The sequence below is a fragment of the Roseococcus sp. SYP-B2431 genome, from assembly GCF_004336745.1.
Lineage (GTDB): Bacteria > Pseudomonadota > Alphaproteobacteria > Acetobacterales > Acetobacteraceae > Roseococcus.
In genome coordinates this window covers 517,414-536,732 of record NZ_SJXD01000011.1, presented here as the reverse complement: position 1 = coordinate 536,732, position 19,319 = coordinate 517,414, and the positions used below count along the sequence as shown (strand labels likewise).

Below are 19,319 nucleotides of genomic sequence, written 5' to 3'. Positions count from 1 at the left end.
CGCCGCGCCGCGCGGAAAAGGCAGCCGTCAGGCGGCCCTCGGGACAGCCCCCATCTCGGCCCAGGCTGCATCCAGGCCCCGGCCGAAGCGCGCGCACATCTCGCCGATCTCGGCCTCGGTGATGATGAGCGGCGGCGTGAAGGCGATGCGGTCGCCGATGGCGCGGACCACGAGCCCGGCCTCGCGGCACTTCTCCTGCACCAGCACGCCCACCTTCTGCGCCGGCGTGAAGGGCGTCCTCGCCGCCTTGTCGGCCATCAGCTCGACGCCGGCGATCAGGCCCACCCCGCGCACGTCGCCCACCAGCGGATGGCCGCGGAACTGTTCCAGGCCCGCGAGGAAGGCCGGCGACACCTTCTTCACATGGCCGATCATGTCGCGCTCGGCATAGATGTTCAGCGTCTCGACGCCGACCGCGCAGGCCACCGGATGGCCGCCATAGGTGTAGCCATGGCCGAAGCTGCCGTTCTTCCTCGAGCCCGCGACCAGCGCCTCGTGGATGGGCCTGGAGATCAGCGTAGCCGAGAGCGGCTGATAGGCCGCCGTCAGCTGCTTCGCGCAGGTCAGGATGTCGGGCTTGATGCCATAGGTGAGGCTGCCCCACATCTCGCCGGTGCGCCCGAAGCCGCAGATCACCTCGTCGGCGACGAAGAGGATGTCGTGCTTCCTCAGGATGGGCTGGATCAGGTCGAAGTAGCCACGCGGCGGGGTGAGCGCGCCGCCGCCGCCCTGCACCGGCTCGGCGAAGAAGGCCGCGATGTTCTCAGCACCTTCCTTCTCGATCAGCGCCTCCAGCTCGTCCGCCATGCGGGCGGAGAACTGCTCCTCCGTCTCGCCGGGCTCGGCGGCGCGGTAATAGTGCGGGTTGCTGACCTTCAGGAAGCGGTCGCCATAGGGCAGGTCGAAATCCGCCTGCATATGCGGCTGTCCGGAGAGCGAGGCGGTCGCGATGGTGTTGCCGTGGTAGCCGCGCACGCGCCCGATGATCTTCTTCTTGGACGGCCGCCCGACCAGGTTGTTGTAGTACCAGATCATCTTGATGGCGGCGTCGTTCGCCTCCGAGCCCGAGCACTGGAAGGCCACGTTGGTCAGGCCTTCCGGCGCCAGCCCGATCAGCTTCTCGGCCAGCACGACGCCCGGCTCATGCCCCTTGGCGAAGAAGGTGTGATAATAGGGCAGCTGCAGGAGCTGCTTGTAGGCGGCATCGGCCAGCCGCTTCTCGGAGAACCCGAGCGAGGTGCACCAGAGCCCTGCCATCGCCTCGATGTATTCGCGTCCCTCCGTGTCCCAGACCCGCACGCCCTCGCCGCGGTCCATCAGGATGGCGCCGTGCTCGGCATGGTCGGCGAGGTCGGTCTGCTGGTGGATGAAATGCGCGATGTCGGCTTCGTGGAGGTTGTTCGGGCGCATGGGGCTCTCCGCGGGATGTCCGGGGGGAGCTTCGCGCGGAGCAGGCGCCCGGCGCAACCTTCCGGGCGGCCCCGCCCGGAAGATCCCGTTAGCCGACGGGGAGCCAGGCGCCGTCCCGCTGCTCGAAGCGGGGCGTCTCGCAGACCGTCACGATGGGGATGTCGGCCGGCCATCCGGCCTCCCAGCGCCGGGTCTGGATCATCGCGACGCAAAGGCCCACCGGCCGCATCCCCGCCGCCGCCAGAAGCCCGAGGCCCGCCACCGCGGAGCTGCCCGTCGAGATCACGTCGTCCACGAGGAGCACGCGCCGCCCCTGCAGCCGCGGCAGCATCCGCGGATCGAGCCAGACGCGGCGCTCGGCGGTGGTGGTGATGGAGCGCATCGGCACGCTCAGCGCCTCGTCGTACCAGAGCTTCCGCGAATAGCCGGCCGCGACCCAGTTGGAATGGCCGAGGCGCTCGGCCAGCAGGGGCGCGAAGACATGGCCCAGGGTGGAAAGGCCGAGCACGACCTCCGGCCGCAAGTCCCGGCAGGCCGCGGCCATCCAGCCGGCCAGCGCGTGGATCACGGGGAAGCTGGCCTGGGTGGCGATCAGCCCGGCGACGCCGATGGGGCGGATCGGCATGTGCAGGAAGGAGCCATCCGGCATGGCGACCGGATAGCGGTCTCGGTAGGGCGGCCCGGGATCAGGAAGGGAGTCGAACTGCTGCCACGGATCCTGCATCCGGCGTCTGTGTCACGCCTGGACGCAGGCGCCAATCCGGGTTCCATCGCGGCCCGTGCCCGGGAGCCGCAGCGGCCCTTCGCCGCAGGAGACGCCGCCCGGGCCGCGCTCCGTCAGAACTCGTAGCGGAGCCGCGCGGTTCCGTTCACCGCATAGCCGTTGGCGGCGAGCTCCGCATCGAGCCGGGTGGTCAGCGTCATCCCCGGGCTGACCCGCCAGTCCACGCCGCCCGAGACCAGCGCCGCATGGGCGTCCGGCCGCGCGCCGCTCAGCGAGAAGCCCGAGCCCGGCAGCCCGATGAAGCGCGCGCTCATCCCCGCATCGCGCTGCAGATAGGCCGCCCAGCCGACCCGGCCGAAGCCCGACAGCGTCGGCGTCAGCGTCATGTCGGCGCGCAGCGACAGCTCCATGCGCGACTGCCCCGTATTGCGCCCGGCGACCGCCAGCGCCGCCGCCCCCTGGCCGCCCGCGGCGGTCTCGCTGAAGCCCGGCGCCGCGTACCAGCTGCCCTGGAAGGCCACCGATGGCGTCAAGGCCACGCGCGGCACGATCCCCTCCAGTCGCCAGCCCGCCTCGAGCCGCGTCGAGACGCCAGAGCTCGTGTAGCGGCCGCGGATGTCGCCCAGCCCCAGGAAGGGCACGCTGCGGCGCGTCGTCACGTCCATGCCGCCATAGGCCACCGCGGCCGAGAGCCGCAGCGCGCCGAAGGTGCCGGTGCCGTAGATCGCGCCCTGGATCTGGCTGGTCTCGGCCCGGCCCATGCTGTCGGACAGCCGCGTCATCGCGCCCGAGCCGGCCAGCGCCATGCCCGCCACCACCTGCGCGTTGAGCCGCACATCCGTGCCCACCGCCACGCCGCCGCCGCTGGCGGTCGCCGCATAGGTGCCGACATTCCCCGAGGAGCCGATGCGCCCGCCGCCGCCGAAGCCGCTGGCCCAGACCGCATAGCGCGGCGCCGCGCCGTCATACCCGTCGCCGAGCCCCTGGCCGCGGCCGGGCTCCAGGATCGTGCCCAGGAACTGATAGGCCGAGCGCGCATGCATGCCCGGCGCGACCGCGTGGATCTGGCCCGAGACCTGGTCCAGCCCGCGCGGCAGTGCCGAAGCCGGCAGGTTGTAGAGCGGGAAGAGCGGCGAGACGTCCGCCCCGCTTGCCACCGCGCGGTCCAGCCCGGCCGCGATGGAAATCTGGTTCGCCGTGCCGCGCGGGCCGATCACCGGCGCGCTGCTGACCGCCGGCGGGGGAACCGGAGGCGGAACCACCGGATCGGTCGGGGTGATGATGGGCACCAGCGGCGCCGGCGTCAGCACCAGCTGCGCCTCGCTGGCGGTGGTGCTGACCGTGCTGGTCACGCCCGCGCCGAAGCTGCCAGTGGCGTTCACCGCCGCGAAATTGCCGGTCACGGCACCCGCCTGCACGATCGTATAGGGCGCGTTGAAGGTATAAGCGCCGCCCTGGGCCAGCAGCTGCAGCGTGCCGCCGAGCGCCGCCGTGCCGGTGACGTTGATGCGGTCGATCGAGGGGCCCTGCACCTCGATTTGCGTGGTCGAGCCGGGCGCGAGGGTCAGGTTGCCCGCGACGCTCAGCGTGCCGATGGAATTGCCCGGCGCGATCGTGCCGCCCGAGAGGACGGAGACGCCCGGCAGGCTGCCCGTGCCGCCCAGCGTAGCGCCCGAGGCCACCGTCACGCCGGAGGAGCTGGCGATCGAGCCGTTCACCGAGAGGCGGCCGGCATTGACGAAGGTCGCACCGGTATAGCTGTTGGTCCCGGTCACGATGAGGTTGCCCGTGCCGGCCTGGGTCAGCGTGCCGCTGCCGCTGATCATTTGGTCCAGCGCCACGGCATCCGAGCGATTGTAGACCAGCGCCGCGTTGTTCACGATGTCGCCGCTGCCCAGCGCGCCCGTCGTGCCCCCATTGCCGACCTGAAGCGTGCCGGCGGAGATGGTGGTGAGGCCGGTATAGGTATTGGCTCCCGTCAGCGTCAGCGTGCCTGCGCCCACCTTGGTCAGTCCGGCGCCGACGCCGCCGAGGACGCCGCCATCCGCGATCACGCCGGCGAAGGTGGTGGAAGTGCCGTCGCCGCCGACCGAAAGCGTGATGCTGCCCACGTCCACGGCTCCCGTCCCGGCGAGGGAGCCGAGGGTCGTGGCAGTGCCCGACATCCAGGAGAAGTCGACCGTGCTGCCGGCCAGGCCGGTATAGGCCGCGGCGCCGCCCGAGGAATCGGCAAGGAAGCGCACGAAGCCCGAATTGGCGATGCTGGCGCCGCCCGCGGTCGAGGTCTCGTCGAAGTCGATATTGCCGGCCGCGCTGTTGGTGATCGCGGCGGTGCCCGCCGTCGCCGAGCCGCTGAAGCGCAGGCAGCAGTTGTTGACGATGGTCGCGCTGCCCGCGGTGGCGGTAAGGCCGACCTCCAGGTTACCGTCGTTTGTGATAGTGCCGCTGCCCAGCGAGCCGTTCTGCAGGCGCAGCGTGCCGGTGGAGGCGATGGTGGCGGCGCCGGGCAAGTTGACGGCGTTCAGCGCGTCGCCGAGGACCAGCGTGCCCGCTTCCACGGAGGTGGTGCCCGTATAGGTCAGCGCCCCGGTCAGCGTGGTGGTGCCGGTGCCGATCTGGCGAATCCGCCCCGTGCCGGAGATGGCATTGGCGACGACCAGCGCGTCGTCGTCCCGGTTGAAGGCCAGGATGTTGCCGAGCACGACAGCGCCGCTGCCCAGCGTGCCGGTCGAGCCGCCATCGCCGATCTGCAGCGTGCCGTTGAGGATCCTCGTGGTGCCGGAATAGGTGTTGGTGCCGGTCAGCACCAGCGTGCCGCCCGCGGTCTTCTGCAGGCCGGCGGCGCCGGTGATGGCGCCGGCGAAGCTGCCGGCCAGGACGGTGATCTCCGCCGTGCTGGTCAGGGTGCCCGCGCCCTGGAGATTGGCGATCGTGCCAAAGTCGCCGGTCCGCCCGTTGACATCCAGCGTCGCGCTGGAATCGATCGTCGTGCCGGAGAAGGTGCTCAACAGGGTGCCGAAAGCGTTGCTGTCCACCCGGAGCGTGCCGCCCGCGACACGCAGGCTGACTGCGGGGGAGCCCTGAGTCGCACTGCCGAAACCGGCCGCGACCACCCCGCTATCGGTCGCGGAGCCAAAGACCAGCGCGGTGCTGCTCGCCACGAGAGCGCCCGTGAGCGTCAGGGTCTGGCCTGCGGCCGCGCTGATCGTCGCGGTCGGAGCCCCGATGACCGCCAGGGTGTTCGACAGGCTTCCGGTGACGTTGGAGCGCAGCGCGCCTCCTCCGAACGTCACGGCGCCGGAGCCGAGCGCGCCGATGTCGCCGATCGCCAGGATGCCCGCATCGATGGCCGTCCCGCCGGAATAGGTGTTGGCGCCGCTGAGTGTCACGACGCCGCTGCCCGCCTGCCGCAGGCCGCCCGAGCCGGAGATGGCGTTGGCGACGACCAGCGCGTCGTCGCTCCGGTTGAAAGTCAGCAAGGAGCTGTTCACCACGGCGCCGCTGCCGAGCGAGCCCTCACTGCCGCCGTTGCCGACCTGCAAAGTGCCGCCGCTGATCGTGGTCGCGCCGGAATAGGTGTTGGCGCCGGTCAGGATGGTGGTGCCGGTCCCGGCCTGCTCCAGGGTGCCCGTGCCCGAGATCGCACCCACGACCGCTAGCGTGCCGGTGCGATTGAAGATCAGCGCCGCGTCGTTGGTCACCGCGCCGCTGCCCAGCGTCCCTGTCGCGCCGCCATTGCCCACCCGCAGCGTGCCCGAGCTGATGATCGTGTCGCCATAGCTGTTGGCGCCGGTCAGGACCAGCGTGCCTGCACCCGACATGATCAGGCCCCGGCCGCTGACGGCGCCCGCGAGCGTCAGCGTCGTGCCGGCGTCCGGGGTGAGGTTGCTGCCGGCCAGCGTCTGCAGTTCGATGGCGCGGGTCATCGTGAGGCTGGCGGTCGTCCGCAGCGCTCCGCCGTTGATATAGAGCCGGGCCCCGCTGCCCAGGGCGTCGTCGGCGGCGATCTGGGTGATGCCCGCGTTGAGCTCGGTATCGCCCGAATAGGTGTTGGCGCCGGTCAGCACCAGTGTCCCGGGGCCGTTGCTGCCAAGGCCGCCCGAGCCAGAGATGACACCGGTGAGCGCCAGGGTGGCCCCGAGCATAGGCTCGAAGGAGGCGCCGCCCGCATTGATCGTGATATCGCGGCTGGAGGTGAATGAGGCGGTGGTGGTGAGGAACCCGCGATCGAAGGTCAGGCGGCCCGCGGCGTCGCCCAGGGCCGAATCCGCGGCGACGAAGAGAAAGCTGTTGATGAAGGTGCCGCCGGAATAGGTGTTGACCCCCGAGAGCGATGTGGAGCCCTGGATCGTGACCGAGCCGGTCCCCGAGATGACGTTCGAGACGTCGATGCTATTGCGGTCGAAGACCAGGGACCCGTTGTTCACCACATTGCCGGTGCCCAGCGTGCCCGTCAGGCCGCCGCCAGCGCCGATCTGCAGCGTGCCGGCGCTGATCGTCGTCGTGCCGGAATAGCTGTTGCCGCCCGTCAGGATCGTGGTGCCCGTGCCGGCCTGCTCCACGGTGCCGCTGCCCGAGATCGCATTCGCGACCGTGACCGAATCGGATCGATCGAAGATCAGGGCCGCGTTGTTCACCACGGCTCCGGTGCCGAGAGTCCCCGTCGTGCCGCCGGCGCCCACCTGCAGCGTGCCCGCGCTGATGGCCGTGGCGCCGTAGCTGTTGGCACCCGAGAGCGTCAGGGTGCCGGCGCCGACCTTTTCCAGGTCGAGCATGTTGCCGCCAGGGCTCAGGATGCTCCCCCCGAAGCTCGTGCTGGTGCCGAGGCTGCCGACCTGGAGCGTGACGTCGCCTCCGGCATAGCTCTGGACCAGCGTTCCGCCGCCACCGCTGAGCGAGCCCATCGCGACGGTGCGCGCAGCGTCGCGGATGGCGACCTGCGAATTGACGACGAAGCTGGAATTGCCGCCGGTCGAGTTGTTATCGAAAATCAAGGCGCCGTCGACGATGTATTCGACGCCCTGGCCAGAGGCAGCCGCCCCCTGGAAGAACAAGGTCGTTCCGTTGGCCACACCGATCGTCTGACCCGCGCCGGAATTGTTCACGACGCTGCCGACCAGCGTCATATCGTTGCCGAGGGTAAGATTGTAGCTCGCCGCCCCCGCATCGAAGCGGATGCCGGCGAGCGAGGTGTTGAGGCTGGTGGATAGCGAGGTGGGGCCGGCGTTCTGGAAGACTGCCGTATCCCCGACGCCGGGAATGGTCCCGGTGCTCCAGTTCGCGCCCGTGTTGAAATCCGTGCCGGGGCCCTGCCAGTTCTGGCCCAGCGCGGGCGCCGCCGCGCCCAGGGTCAGCAGCACGGCGGGGATCAGCGCCGATGAGGATCGCGGAAGGAGATTCGCGCCGATCAGGGCCGTCGAGGCGCGGAGAGCCGCCCCCAGACCGTAGTTTACCGCCAAGACGCTTTCCCCCAGAAAAGTGTGGGGGAATGGAAACTGATCTAAGCGTAATTGGGAAGACGCTCGGCAAAAATTGCTATAAAATCAAAGCGGTTATGAAGCGGAGTGTGGCGCCGAAGCCACGTCCGCCCGTGGGTCACTCCGCCGCGGTCGCCGGTGCCGCGGTATCGCCATGCTTGGCACCGCGCTTCGGTTCATGCGCCAGTTCACCCATGGCTTTCTGGACATGGGCCGAGAACACGTATTCGGCGGGGCGCTGCCGGGTCAGGTCGATCTCGGGCGCCATCGGACCCTGCGTGCGCGGGCCGCGCAGCTGGGCCGCGACCGCCTTCCAGGGCTTGGTGATGGCGTCGATCGCCGCCGTCGCCTCGAAGCCGGAATGGACCATGCAGTCGGCGCATTTCTCGTAGTTGCCGACGCCGTACTTGTCCCAGTCCGTGTCCTCCATCAGCTCCTTGAAGGTCTTCGCATAGCCCTCGCCGAGCAGGTAGCAGGGGCGCTGCCAGCCGAAGATGTTGCGCGTCGGGTTGCCCCAGGGCGTGCAGTGGTAGGTCTGGTTGCCGGCCAGGAAGTCCAGGAAGAGCGGGCTGTTGCCCATGCGCCACTTGGTCTTGCCCGTGTTCCGGGAAAAGACGTCGCGGAACAGCTCCTTGGTGGCCTGGCGGTTCAGGAAGTGCTGCTGGTCCGGCGCCCGCTCGTAGGAATAGCCGGGGCTGAGCATGATGTTGTCCACGCCCAGCGCCGTCACGTCGTCGAAGAACTTGGCGGTGCGCTCGGCATGGGCGTTGTTGAACAGCGTGCAGTTGATGGCGGTGCGGAAGCCCAGCGCCTTCACCTTCTTCAGCGCGGCCACGGCCCGCTCGTAGACGCCCTCCTGGCTCACGGCCCAGTCGTGCTGGGCCTTGTCGCCGTCCAGGTGGATGTCCCAGATGAAGCGCGGATGCGGCTTGTAGGCCTCCATGCGCTTCTCGAGCAGAAGGGCGTTGGTGCAGAGGATGACGATGCGGCCCTGGGCCAGCAGCCCCTCGACGATCTGCGGCATCTCCTTGTGGAGCAGCGGCTCGCCGCCGGCGATCGCCACCACGGGGGCGCCGCACTCCTCGGCCGCGCCCAGGCAGTCCTCGACCGAGAGGCGCTTGTTCAGGATGGCGTCAGGATAGTCGATCTTGCCGCAGCCGGCGCAGGCCAGGTTGCAGCGGAACAACGGCTCCAGCATCAGCACCAGCGGGAAGCGCTTGCGCCCGGCGAGCTGCTGCCGCACCACATAGGCCGCGACCTTCGCCTGCTGCGCGAGGGGAATACCCATACCGAATCCGCTCCGGATCAAACCAAGTGGCAGGGCTTAGCACAGCCCCTGCCGCAATGCGAAGAACCGGAAATCCCATTGCGCCCCTGCGCCTTACGCGCAACGCGGCACCTTGCGGCCGGGTGGGCCCGCCCCATCTGCCCCAGCCGGGACCGCGCCGCCGATCCGGGAGCTTCGCCGGAGCCGTTCCGGAACTTGCCGCACCCGACCGGGACGGATAAGCAACCCCCGCGGCCCCGCCCGGCCGCCCTCAGCAGCCGGAGTCACCCCCGTGTACACCGCCGACGCCGCCACCATCGCCGCGGCCGACCACCGGGCCCGCCACTGGCAGAGCCCCGAGCCGGGCCGGCTCGTCATTGGCTCCGAGGCGCACAAGCACGCCGTCTGCAAGATGTTCGAGGACACCTTCAACCCCTACAAGCCCTCGGTCATCCCCTGGCCGAAGCTGGACGAGGCGACGCTCAACCGCATCACCTCCCTCCCCATCTGGGACATCGCGGTCCAGACCGAGGGCAAGGCCAGGCTGCGCATGGCCGCCTATGCGGCGACCATCACCGACCCCGAGATGCGCGACACCATCGCCCGCAACGGCTGGGAGGAGAACCGCCACAAGGAGGTCCTCTCCAAGCTGGTCGAGGCCTATGGCATCCCCCTCGCCCCGGAGCCCGAATACGTCCAGCCCAAGGATCCGGAATGGGCCTATCTGGTCACCGGCTTCAGCGAGTGCGTGGACAGCTTCTTCGCCTTCGGCCTCTTCGAGATGGCCCGCCGCTCCGGCCTCTTCCCCGAGGAACTGGTCGAGACCTTCGAGCCGGTGATGCAGGAGGAGTGCCGCCACATCCTGCTCTTCGCCAACTGGCTGGCGTGGCACCGGAAGAACATGCCCTTCTGGAAGCGCCCCTTCTTCGAGATGCGCGTCTGGGCCGTCTGGGTCTTCCTCGGCTACGAGCGCATCGGCATGGCCAAGACCGTCGACGGGGCCGGCAACGAGCAGAAGCAGGACAACAACTTCACGGTGAACGGCTCCAAGGCCGTGGCGGACGAGGACATCTCGCTGGCCCAGATCCTGGACCTCTGCCTCGCCGAGAACGACCGCCGTTTCGCCGGCTACGATCGTCGGTTGCTCCGGCCCACCACCGCGCCCTTCCTGGCGCGCATCGCCCGGAAGTTCATGCGCACGCCGCGTCCGAAGGAAGCCTGAGAATGAGCCGACGCATGGTCGCCGGGTCGGAGGAGCACAAGAACCTCTTCTGCCAGCAGTTCATCGACACGCACCTGACCTTCGAGCCGGAGGAGCTGCCCTGGCCGGAGCTGACCGAGGTGGAGCTTCAGCGTCTTCGCGCCGTGCCCTTCTGGCAGGAGGTCTACCACACCGAGCGCCGTGCCGGCGCGATCGTCCACGCCTTCCTGCCGCAGATCGAGGACCCCATCGTGCGCGAGGCCGCGCGCATCCAGGGCATCGAGGAGGCGCGGCACGCCAGGCTGATCCGCGTGCTGATCGACAAGTACCAGCTCAACGCGACCGAGCAGCCCATCGAGGACTTCCCGGCCGACCTCGAGAAGGCCTTCATCGATTTCGGCTTCGGCGAATGCCTCGACGCCTTCCTCGGCTTCGGCGCCTTCAAGACCGCCCGCGAGTCCGAGTTCCTGCCGGAGAAGATGTTCGAGATCTTCGACGTGCTGATGGACGAGGAGACGCGCCACATCGTCTTCTTCATCAACTACATGGCCTGGCGCGAGCGTCAGCGCGGGCTGATCGCGCCGCTGCGCGCTCTCAAGTCCACCATCTTCTACGGCCGCGCGGTGGCGCGCCTGAAGGGCATGGTCGGCCGCGGCCAGGACATGAATGACGGCAAGGACTTCAACGTCACGCAGGCTGGCGTGTTTCTCGATGGCTTCAACTTCACGAAGTTCGTGGAGGATTGCTACCGGGAGAACAGCCGACGCATGGCCATCTTCGACCCCGACCTGATGCAGCCCCGGCTGCTGCCGGCCATGGCCGGCCTCGCCCTTCGCGGGCTGCGGCTCTGGGATCTCGGCGCCCGCCAGCTTCGCCGCAAGCCGGCCTGAGCCCATGGTCCCCGAAGCGATCGCGGGGCTGCTGGCGGCGATCAACCTCGCCGCGCATGCGGGGCTGTTCGGCAGCCTGGCCTTCCTCGCCGTGGTGGCGACGCCGCTCGCGCACCGGCTGCCGGGAGAGCAGTCGCTCACGCTGACCGCGCGGACGCAGTCCGCCATCCGGGCCTTCGCGCTGGTCACGATCGGCTTCGCGCTGGCCGAGGCGGGGGTGATCGGCTTCCTGTTCGCCGTCGTCCCTCCCGTCGCGACGCTGGCGCCCGCGATCGCTGGGCTCATCATCTTCGCGCTCGTGCCGCGCACCGGTCCCTCCCCGGTCCGCGCGGCGCTCCTGGTCCTGCTGGCCGCCGCCGCGATGGTCGCGTCCTTCGCGCAGGATCAGGCGCCCTGGTTCGGCCCGCGCGAGACTGCGGGGCTGCTGGCGGAGGCAGGGCTCGGCCTGTGCCTCGGCGCGCTGCCGGCGCTGTGGATGGCGCTGCGGGCGCCCTGGCCGGCCTCGGTCGCGCAGCTGGTGGGCGCGCGGCATCTCGGGCTCGCCCTGCCGGGCCTGGCCGTGCTGGCCGCGGCCCTTTCGGTGGCCTGGCCGCATCGCGCCCTCTTCCTCGCTCCGGACGCCTTTCCCGTCGCGGCCCTGACCGCGGCGCTGGCCGTCATGGCCCTGCTGGCCCTGGCCGCGCGGGGGGCGCTGCTGGCGCTCGGCTCGCGCGCCGGGGCACCGGCGGGCTGGCTGCCGCGGCTGCGCGTGACGGTCGAGATCGAGATGCTGCTGGGCCTCGCCCTCGCCGCCGCCACGGTGTCGCTGATGATGGCCCAGCCGGGCGCCGGCGGGCCGCCCTCCCTTTGGCCGGTCCTGTCGCTGCGCGCGCCCGGGGTGCTGGCCGCGGCGGGCGCGCTGATCATGCTGATGGCGCCGCTCGCGCTCGTCCGGCGGCCGCGCTTCCGCCGCTTCACGCGCTTCGGCCCGGTCCTGCTGCTGCCCGTCGCCCTTCTCCTGCTGGCCGAGCCCGAGGGCGGGCTGCGCGACGCGCTGGCGGTGCTGGTGCTGATCGCCGGCCTCGGCGAGGCCTGGCGCCTGCTGGGCGGCGAGCGCGGGCGGCTCGCGCTGGCGCCGGCGCTGCTCGGCCTGCTGGGCATCATGCTCGTGCTGGCCGCGCCGCCTTCGCCCGGCCAGGCGGTGCCGCTCCTGCTGGCCTTCGGCGCCGTCTTCGCGCATTGGAAGTCGCTGCGGCTCCCCTCCGAATGGGAGCGGCGCGCCGGCGAGATCGGCCATGCCATCTGTCTCGGCGCCTTCGGCCTCCTGCTGATCCTCACCCATGGCGGCGGCTGATCCGGCCGCCTTCCTCGGCCGGATCGTCGTCGCGCTGGTCCGTGTCTCGATCCGGCGGCCCTGGACGGTGCTGGCGATGCTGGCCCTGGTCTCGGCGGGCGCGCTCTGGCTGACGGCCACGCGCTTCGTCCTCGATTCCGACGTGACGAAGCTCTTCTCGCCCGACCTGCCCTGGCGCGTGGCCGAGCGCACTATGGAGCGCGCCTTCCCGCAGCGGCTCGACCTCATCGTCATCGTCCTGGACGGGCCCGACGCCGCGACCTCCGACCGCGCCGCCGGCGCGCTGGCCGGGGCGCTGCAATCCCGCCCCGAGCTCTTCCGCAGCGTGCGTCAGCCGGGCGGCGGGCCGTTCTGGGCGAGCCACGGGCTGCTTTACCTGGACCGTGCCGAGGTGCAGTCCGTCACCGAGAAGCTGGTCGAGGCGCAGGGGCTGCTCGGCCCGCTCGCCGAGGATCCGAGCCTGCGCGGGCTCGGCCGGCTGCTCGGGCTGATCGCCGAGGGAATCAAGGGCGGCGACGCCAATCTCGGCCAGCTCGCCGGGCCGCTCGGCGCCTTCGCCCAGGCGGCGGAGGGCGCGGTGCAGGGCCGCGTCGCCGCCCCCGACTGGGGCGTGCTGATGACCGGCCGCCCGGCGCGACCGCTGGAGCTGCGACGGCTGATCCTGGTCCAGCCCGCGCTGAACTACGAGCAGCTCTCCGCCGGGGCCGCCGCGACCGAGGTGATCCGTTCCGAGGCGCGGCGCCTCGGCATCGACGGGGAGCACGGGCTTCGGATCCGCCTCACCGGCTCGGTGCCCATGGCGGACGAGGAATTCGCCACCGTCTCCGAGGGCGCGATCGAGAACGCGGTGCTCTCCTTCGTGCTCGTGGCGATCCTGCTCTGGATGGCGCTGCACAGCTGGAAGCTGATCTGGCCGCTGCTGGTGCTGGTGGTCGCCGGGCTGATCTGGACGGCGGGATGGGGCATCCTCTCCGTCGGCAGCTTCAACCCGCTCTCCATCGCCTTCGCCGTGCTGTTCATCGGCATCGGCGTCGATTTCGGCATCCAGTATGCCGTGCAGTACCGGGCCGAGCGCGTCCACCTCCCGGCCCTGCTGCCCGCGCTGGAGCAGGCCGCGCGCACGGCGGGGCCGGGCATGACGCTGGCCGCGCTGGCCGTCACCTTCAGCTTCCTCGCCTTCCTGCCGACCGATTACCGCGGCGTGGCGGAGCTCGGCCTGATCGCCGGCGGCGGCATGGTGATCGGCTGGTTCCTGGCCATGACCCTGCTGCCCGCGCTGATGGTGCTGGCCCGCCCCTCCAGCGAGGCGCGCGAGGTGGGCTATCCCATGCTGCGGCCGGTGGACGAATGGCTCTCGCGCCATGCGCGGCCGGTCGGCATCGGCGTGGCCGTGCTGGCCCTCGCCTGCCTCGGCGCCCTCGCCTGGCTCCGCTTCGACACCAACCCGATCAACCTGCGGGACCCCCATTCGGAATCCGTCGCGACCTGGCGCGACCTGGCGCGCGACCCGGATACGGACCCGAACATCCTGGAGGTGCTGGCGCCGGACCTCATGGCGGCCCAGGCCCTGGCCCGGCGGCTGGCCGCCCTGCCCGAGGTGGCGCGGGCCATGACGCTGGCCGACTTCATCCCCGAGGACCAGGACGCCAAGCTCGCGCTCATCGAGGATGCGGCGATGCTGCTGGGCCCCGCTCTGGCCGCCGAGCCGATGCCGCCGCCCGACGACGCGGCGGTGGTGGCCGCGCTGCGCAAGGCGGCGGCCGATCTCGCGCCGCTCCGCGGCAATGGGCCCGTCCATCGTGACACCGCCCGCCTCGCCGCCGCGCTCGCCCGGCTGGCGGATGGGCCCGTGGCCAACCGGGACGTCTTCGCCAGCGCCACCCTGCCCGGCCTCACCCATCTCGTCGGCCAGGTGCGCGCCCTCCTCGCGGCCCACCGCGTCACGCTGGAGAGCCTGCCGCCCGACCTCATCGCCGACTGGATCACGCCCGACGGCCGCGCCCGCGTCGAGATGGCGCCGGCCCAGACGACCACGGACGAGACCCTGCTCTTCCGCCGCTTCGCCCGGGCCGTGCAGGCGGTGGCACCGGATGCGACCGGGCTCGCCGTCTCGACGCAGGCCTCCTCGGCCACCATCCAGGCGGCCTTCCTCGAATCGGGCGCGCTGGGCGTGGTCTTCGTCTTCGCGCTGCTCTGGCTGATGCTGCGCTCGGTCCGGCTGTCGCTGCTCGCGCTGGCCCCGCTGGCGCTGGCCGGGCTGATGACGCTGGCGCATTGCGCGCTCCTCGGGCCGGACCTGAACCTCGCCAATATCATCGCCATGCCGCTGCTCTTCGGCATGGGCGTGGCCTACGACATCTACTTCGTCGCCGCCTGGCAGCAGGGACGGCGCGACCTGCTGGCCTCGCCGCTCAACCGGGCCGTGATCTATTCGGCGGTGACCAACGCCGCAGCCTTCGGCGCGCTGGCGATCTCGCCGCATCCCGGCACGGCCAGCATGGGCGTCGTGCTCTCGGTCAGCCTGGTCTACTCGCTGGTCTGCGTGATGCTCGTGCTGCCGCCGCTGCTGAAGCTCTTCGCGCCGGGCAAGGATTGAGGCAGGCTCCTCCAAAATCCGGAGGAGAACGACATGACCACCCGCCGCCTCGTATTGACCGCGCCCTTGGCCGCCCCCGCGCTGCTGGTTGCCGCGCGCGCCTCAGCCCAGGGGGCCCCGGCGCCGGCCTGGCAGCCCGATCGCGCCATCACCATGATCGTCGCCTTCGCGGCCGGCGGCGGCACGGACGTCGCGGCGCGCACGCTCGCCCGCTTCATGGAGCGCGAGCTCGGCCAGTCCGTCGTGATCCAGAACCGGGCCGGCGCGGGCGGCGAGATCGGCTGGGCCGAGCTGGCCCGCGCGCGGCCCGACGGCCTCACCATCGGCTTCATCAACACGCCCAACATCGTCACCATCCCGATCGAGCGGCAGGCGCGCTACAAGCTGGAGGACTTCTCACCGATCGCGAATGTGGTGGACGATCCCGGCGGCTTCTGGGTGCTGCCCGACAGCCCCTGGCGCAGGCTGCAGGACCTGGCGGCAGCGGCGCGCGCCGCTCCCGGCCAGATTGCCTATGGCACGACCGGCGTCGGCTCCGACGACCACCTCGCCACCCTCGCCTTCGAGCGCGCGACCGGCACGCGCTTCCTGCACGTGCCCTTCAACGGCTCGGCACAGGTGAAGAACGCCCTGCTCGGACGGCAGATCCAGCTCGCGGCGATGAACATGGGCGAAGGCGTGGGCGACTTCCGCCAGGGGCAGATCCGCCCGCTCGGCCAGATGGCGACGGCGCGCTGGGCCAATACCTCCGAGGTGCCGACCTTTCGCGAGGAGGGCTTCGACGTGGTGGACGGCTCCCTGCGCGGCATCGCCGCGCCGGCCGGGACGCCCCAGCCGGTGCTGCAGCGGCTGGCCTCGGTGGTGAAGTCGGTGATGGAGCATCCGGAATTCGTGACGCTGGCGAACCAGCAGCAGCTGCCGCTGCGCTTCCTCGATCCGGACCAGCATCGGGCCGTGCTGACGGGGATGAACGAGACCTATTCGAGGATGTGGCGGGAGCATCCCTGGCGGGAGTGACCGCGCGATTCACCCATCGCGCGAACTCGCCAGGCCATGCGGGGGATGCTAGTTGCGTCCCCTTCATGCAGCGCTCCCCTTCCTCCATCGGCGGCCTGAGCCCGCCCGCGCCGGGCGGCACCGCCGGTCGTGGCCGTGGCTGACGCGGATCCGCGGCCCGGGGCCGCGCTTCCCATCGTCGCCATCATCGTCTCCTACGGGCGCCGCGCCGATCTCGCGCGCTGTCTCGCCTCGCTGGGCCGCCAGTCCCCCGCCCTCGAAGGGGTGATCGTCGTCGACAACGGCAGCACGGACGGCACGGTGGAGATGGTCCGCCGCGACTTTCCCTGGGTGCGGCTGGTCGCCGCGCCGGAGAATCTCGGCCCCTGCGTCGCGCGCAACCTCGCCGCGCTGATGACGGAGGCGCCCTTCCTCTGGTTCCTCGACAGCGACACCGAGCTCCGCCCCGCCGATGGCGCGGCGCGGATGCACGCCCTTTTCGCCGCGCCGGAGGTCGGCGCCGTCGGCGGCGAGGCGCTGCTCGGCCCAGGGGACGAGATCGTCGGCGTCAAGCGCATGCTGATGCGGCCGAACGGCGTGGTCCAGGGCGATTCCATCTTCGCGGGCGTCGCCGATTGCGAGGTCATCGCGAGCTGCAACCTGATGATGCGCCGCCCGGCCTTCCTGGCGGCGGGCGGCTTCGACCCCTTCTACTTCTTCTTCTACGAGGACATGGACGTCACCTGGCGCGTCGGCCGGCAGGGCTTCCGGCAGCTGGTCCTCGCGCCCATGCCCGTGGTGCACCATTTCTCCGAGCGCATGCGGGTGAAGCGCCTTTGGCTCGAGGCGCGGAACCGGATGTATTTCTGCGTGAAGAACATGGGGCTTCGCAGCGTCCTGCGGATGCCGCTGAACGACCTCGCCTTCCTGCTCGACCCCGACAATCTCCGCCGGCTGTTCCGCCGCGCGGCAAAGTCGGGTGGGGCGAAGAGCCTGATCCAGGTTGCCGGGGCCGCGCCGGCCGGGGGCGGCGGCAAGTTACGGCGGGCCGCGCTGCTGGCCTTCGCGATGGGCGCCAGGATGGTGATGACCTATCTGGCGCTGCCCCTCGTGATCGGCCCGGCCCTGCGCGCGCGGCGGCGGCCGCCGCTCGACGTTTCGGCTCTGCCACCGCATCTGCGCGGCCTGGCGAAGCCGGAAGCCGCCGCTTGAAGGCTCTCCTGCGGCTGGCCGCCACGGCGGCTACGGTCTTCGGCGTGCGCGCCTTCGAGGTCTGCGTGCGCTACGGCTTCACCCTGGCGCTGGCGCTCAGCCTGGGGGCCAGCGGCGCAGGGCAGATCTATCTGGGCCTCGCGATCGTCATCCTCGTCGGCACCTTCGCGCGCTGCGGGCTGGACCAGGCCTCGATGCGCGCGCTCGCCGTCGCCGCCCAGGCCGGGGACCTGCCCGCGGCGCGGGGCATCGTGCTGACGGCGCTCGGCGCCATCGCCCTGCTGGGCGGCCTCCTCTCGCTTCTGCTGTTCCTCGCCGCGCCGCTCCTTTCCGGGCATGTCTTCGGCGAGGGCGTGCCGGCGCCGATGCTCCGCGCCATCGCCTTCGGGGTGATCGGGCTCGCCCTGCAGGTCGCCGCGGGCGCGCAGCTCAGCGCGCTCGGGCGGCCCATCGCCGGGCAGATCGTCTCCTCGGTGCTCTGGCCCATGGTTGCGATGGCCTACCTCGTGCTGCCGGGCGCGACCGCCACCGGGACGGCGCTGACGCTGACGCTGGCGCAGCTCGCCGCGGCGGCACTGGGCTTCTGGCTCATCCGGCAGCGGCTGCGCGGGATGGCGGCCGCCATCCGGCCGGCCCTGGCGCCGATGCGGGCCGTGGCCCTTCCGCTCTTCGGCGCCGATCTGGCGCAGATCCTGATGGGCTACCTGCCGATCCTGGCGCTGGGCCTGGTCGCCAGCGAGGTCGAGATCGGCCAGTTCGGCATGGCCAGCCGCCTCTCGATCCTGCTGACGGTGCTGGCCGTGGCGATGTACGCGGCGCGCGGCCCCCGCTTCGCGCAGCTCTTCGCCGCCGGCGACCTGGCCGGCCTGGAGCGGGCGGCGCGCGCGGCAAGCCATCTCGTCGCCGGCGCCGGCCTCGCCATGGCGTTGGTCCTCTGGTGCTTCCCCGCCACGATCCTCGGGCTGATGGGCCAGGACTTCCGCCCCGCCAGCCCGGTGCTGGTGATCCTGGTGGCCGGGCAATTCGCCATCACGCTCACCTCGCAGGCGCATGCCCTGCTGGTCATGACCCGGCATGAGCGCGATCTCTGGCACAATTCCCTGATCGCGGCGGCGGTGCTCCTGGTGGGCCTCGCCGTCCTGCTGCCACGCTATGAGGGCGTGGGCGCGGCGCTGGCCGCGGCCGGCGCCTATGCCGTCTTCGGGCTGGCCAATGTGCTGCGCGCGCGCCAGCGCCTCGGCATCAATGTGCTGAACGCGTTCCGCCCCTGACCAGGGCGGCGGAACCGCCCCGCCTATCCGATCGGGGCGAAGAGGTAGTTGCCGTCCCGCGCCGCGTCGATCTCCGCGGGAGAGGCCGTGGTGAGGTCGGTGCCGCGGTCCACCGCGCTCATGCGATAGCCGCCATGGCGCAGGATCTGCGCGGCGACCTCCGAGAAGCCGTAGCCGAAGGCCTTCAGGGCCGGGGCGTCCTTCTCCAGCACGATATGCGGCCGGTCCCGCGCGATCAGCCCCTCGCCCCCCTGGAGAACCAGCCGTTCCGCGCCCTCCACGTCGATCTTGATCAGGCGGACGGGCTTGGGCGGCGACAGATAGTCGTCGAGCCGCACGCCCTCGACGGGATGCGCGGTGGTGTTCTCCGACAGCTCGCGCAGGCCGGCGACGCCGTGGCTCTCGGTCTCGAAGATCGTCACCGAAGCCGCCCGGTCCATCAGGGCGACGGGGCAGACGGTGACGTTGCCGCAGCCGTTCTCCGCGATGTTGCGCAGCAGGCGCGCTCGCGTGGTCGGCACCGGCTCGAAGGAGAAGACGCTCCCGCCGGGGCCGACGAGCTGCGAGAAGCGGATGGAGAAATAGCCGATATTGGCGCCGATATCGACGACGACGTCGCCAGGGCGAAGGATCTGCCGCACGGCCCGGACGGTGGCGATCTCATAAGTCCCGTAGAGCATGGCGCCGTCGGGATAGTGCCGCGGATCCAGCTCCATGCGGAAGCCCTCGGCCGTCTGCCAGGGAGCGCGGCCCGCCCGCAGCCCGGTGAGGCGCGCCAGCGCCTCCGCACCGGGCCAGAGGAACCGGTCATGCGGCCAGATGTGGCGCAGCTGCGAAAAGGCCGAGCCGGCAAGGCCCAGCTTCCGGAAGGACACCGGCTGCACGGATGCGCTCACGACATCTCCGCTTCTCTCGCGATGGAATGGGACTTCGGGACGCCGG

Annotated in this window: 12 protein-coding genes; 7 read left to right on the top strand and 5 right to left on the bottom strand. The window is 71.1% G+C overall.

Going from position 1 to position 19,319, the window contains the following annotated elements; genetic code table 11:
• Positions 1 to 27: 27 nt before the first annotated feature.
• From EJV46_RS03820 to hpnH, 4 genes are all read right to left on the bottom strand, one after another.
• A complete protein-coding gene (locus EJV46_RS03820) occupies positions 28 to 1,410 on the bottom strand; it encodes an aminotransferase (protein WP_131547246.1) in 1,383 nt (460 codons plus the stop codon).
• An 88-nt stretch (positions 1,411 to 1,498) separates the two neighbouring features.
• The gene (locus EJV46_RS03815) at positions 1,499 to 2,134 is read right to left on the bottom strand and encodes a phosphoribosyltransferase (protein WP_131547245.1); all 636 of its coding nucleotides are present in this window, start codon (positions 2,132 to 2,134) and stop codon (positions 1,499 to 1,501) included.
• 113 nt (positions 2,135 to 2,247) lie between these two features.
• Complete coding sequence (locus EJV46_RS03810) at positions 2,248 to 7,593, bottom strand: autotransporter-associated beta strand repeat-containing protein (protein WP_131547244.1); 5,346 nt, start codon at positions 7,591 to 7,593, stop codon at positions 2,248 to 2,250.
• Between the two features lie 136 nt (positions 7,594 to 7,729).
• On the bottom strand, positions 7,730 to 8,899 hold the full coding sequence (hpnH, locus tag EJV46_RS03805; RefSeq protein ID WP_131547243.1) for an adenosyl-hopene transferase HpnH: 1,170 nt from the start codon (positions 8,897 to 8,899) through the stop codon (positions 7,730 to 7,732).
• A 271-nt stretch (positions 8,900 to 9,170) separates the two neighbouring features.
• Here hpnH and EJV46_RS03800 point away from each other — a divergent pair, with 271 nt between their 5' ends.
• From EJV46_RS03800 to EJV46_RS03770, 7 genes are all read left to right on the top strand, one after another.
• Entirely contained in the window at positions 9,171 to 10,100 is a 930-nt protein-coding gene (locus tag EJV46_RS03800) for a ferritin-like domain-containing protein (protein ID WP_240782386.1), read from the top strand.
• A 2-nt stretch (positions 10,101 to 10,102) separates the two neighbouring features.
• Complete coding sequence (locus EJV46_RS03795; protein WP_240782385.1) at positions 10,103 to 10,969, top strand: hypothetical protein; 867 nt, start codon at positions 10,103 to 10,105, stop codon at positions 10,967 to 10,969.
• 4 nt (positions 10,970 to 10,973) lie between these two features.
• Positions 10,974 to 12,302, top strand: coding sequence for a hypothetical protein (locus tag EJV46_RS03790; RefSeq protein WP_131547242.1), 1,329 nt, complete (start codon positions 10,974 to 10,976; stop codon positions 12,300 to 12,302).
• Positions 12,289 to 14,898, top strand: coding sequence for an MMPL family transporter (locus EJV46_RS03785; RefSeq protein WP_131547241.1), 2,610 nt, complete (start codon positions 12,289 to 12,291; stop codon positions 14,896 to 14,898). The genes EJV46_RS03790 and EJV46_RS03785 overlap by 14 nt, the downstream gene beginning before the upstream one ends.
• 33 nt (positions 14,899 to 14,931) lie before the next feature.
• Positions 14,932 to 15,915, top strand: coding sequence for a tripartite tricarboxylate transporter substrate binding protein (locus tag EJV46_RS03780; RefSeq protein WP_131547240.1), 984 nt, complete (start codon positions 14,932 to 14,934; stop codon positions 15,913 to 15,915).
• A gap of 135 nt (positions 15,916 to 16,050) precedes the next feature.
• The gene (locus EJV46_RS03775) at positions 16,051 to 17,106 is read left to right on the top strand and encodes a glycosyltransferase family 2 protein (RefSeq protein ID WP_165585324.1); all 1,056 of its coding nucleotides are present in this window, start codon (positions 16,051 to 16,053) and stop codon (positions 17,104 to 17,106) included.
• On the top strand, positions 17,103 to 18,377 hold the full coding sequence (locus tag EJV46_RS03770; RefSeq protein WP_131547238.1) for a lipopolysaccharide biosynthesis protein: 1,275 nt from the start codon (positions 17,103 to 17,105) through the stop codon (positions 18,375 to 18,377). Before EJV46_RS03775 ends, EJV46_RS03770 begins: the two co-directional genes overlap by 4 nt.
• A 23-nt stretch (positions 18,378 to 18,400) precedes the next feature.
• On the opposite strand, the gene EJV46_RS03765 is transcribed toward EJV46_RS03770, so the two are convergent.
• A complete protein-coding gene (locus tag EJV46_RS03765) occupies positions 18,401 to 19,273 on the bottom strand; it encodes an FkbM family methyltransferase (RefSeq protein WP_131547237.1) in 873 nt (290 codons plus the stop codon).
• Positions 19,274 to 19,319: the final 46 nt, after the last annotated feature.

Excerpts from the sequence above, each read along its gene's own strand:
- EJV46_RS03790 (WP_131547242.1), top strand. The coding sequence starts at position 10,974 with ATGGTCCCCGAAGCGATCGCGGGGCTGCTGGCGGCGATCAACCTCGCC.
- EJV46_RS03815 (WP_131547245.1), bottom strand. The coding sequence starts at position 2,134 with ATGCAGGATCCGTGGCAGCAGTTCGACTCCCTTCCTGATCCCGGGCCG.
- EJV46_RS03780 (WP_131547240.1), top strand. The coding sequence starts at position 14,932 with ATGACCACCCGCCGCCTCGTATTGACCGCGCCCTTGGCCGCCCCCGCG.
- hpnH (WP_131547243.1), bottom strand. The coding sequence starts at position 8,899 with ATGGGTATTCCCCTCGCGCAGCAGGCGAAGGTCGCGGCCTATGTGGTG.
- EJV46_RS03795 (WP_240782385.1), top strand. The coding sequence starts at position 10,103 with ATGAGCCGACGCATGGTCGCCGGGTCGGAGGAGCACAAGAACCTCTTC.
- EJV46_RS03820 (WP_131547246.1), bottom strand. The coding sequence starts at position 1,410 with ATGCGCCCGAACAACCTCCACGAAGCCGACATCGCGCATTTCATCCAC.
- EJV46_RS03785 (WP_131547241.1), top strand. The coding sequence starts at position 12,289 with ATGGCGGCGGCTGATCCGGCCGCCTTCCTCGGCCGGATCGTCGTCGCG.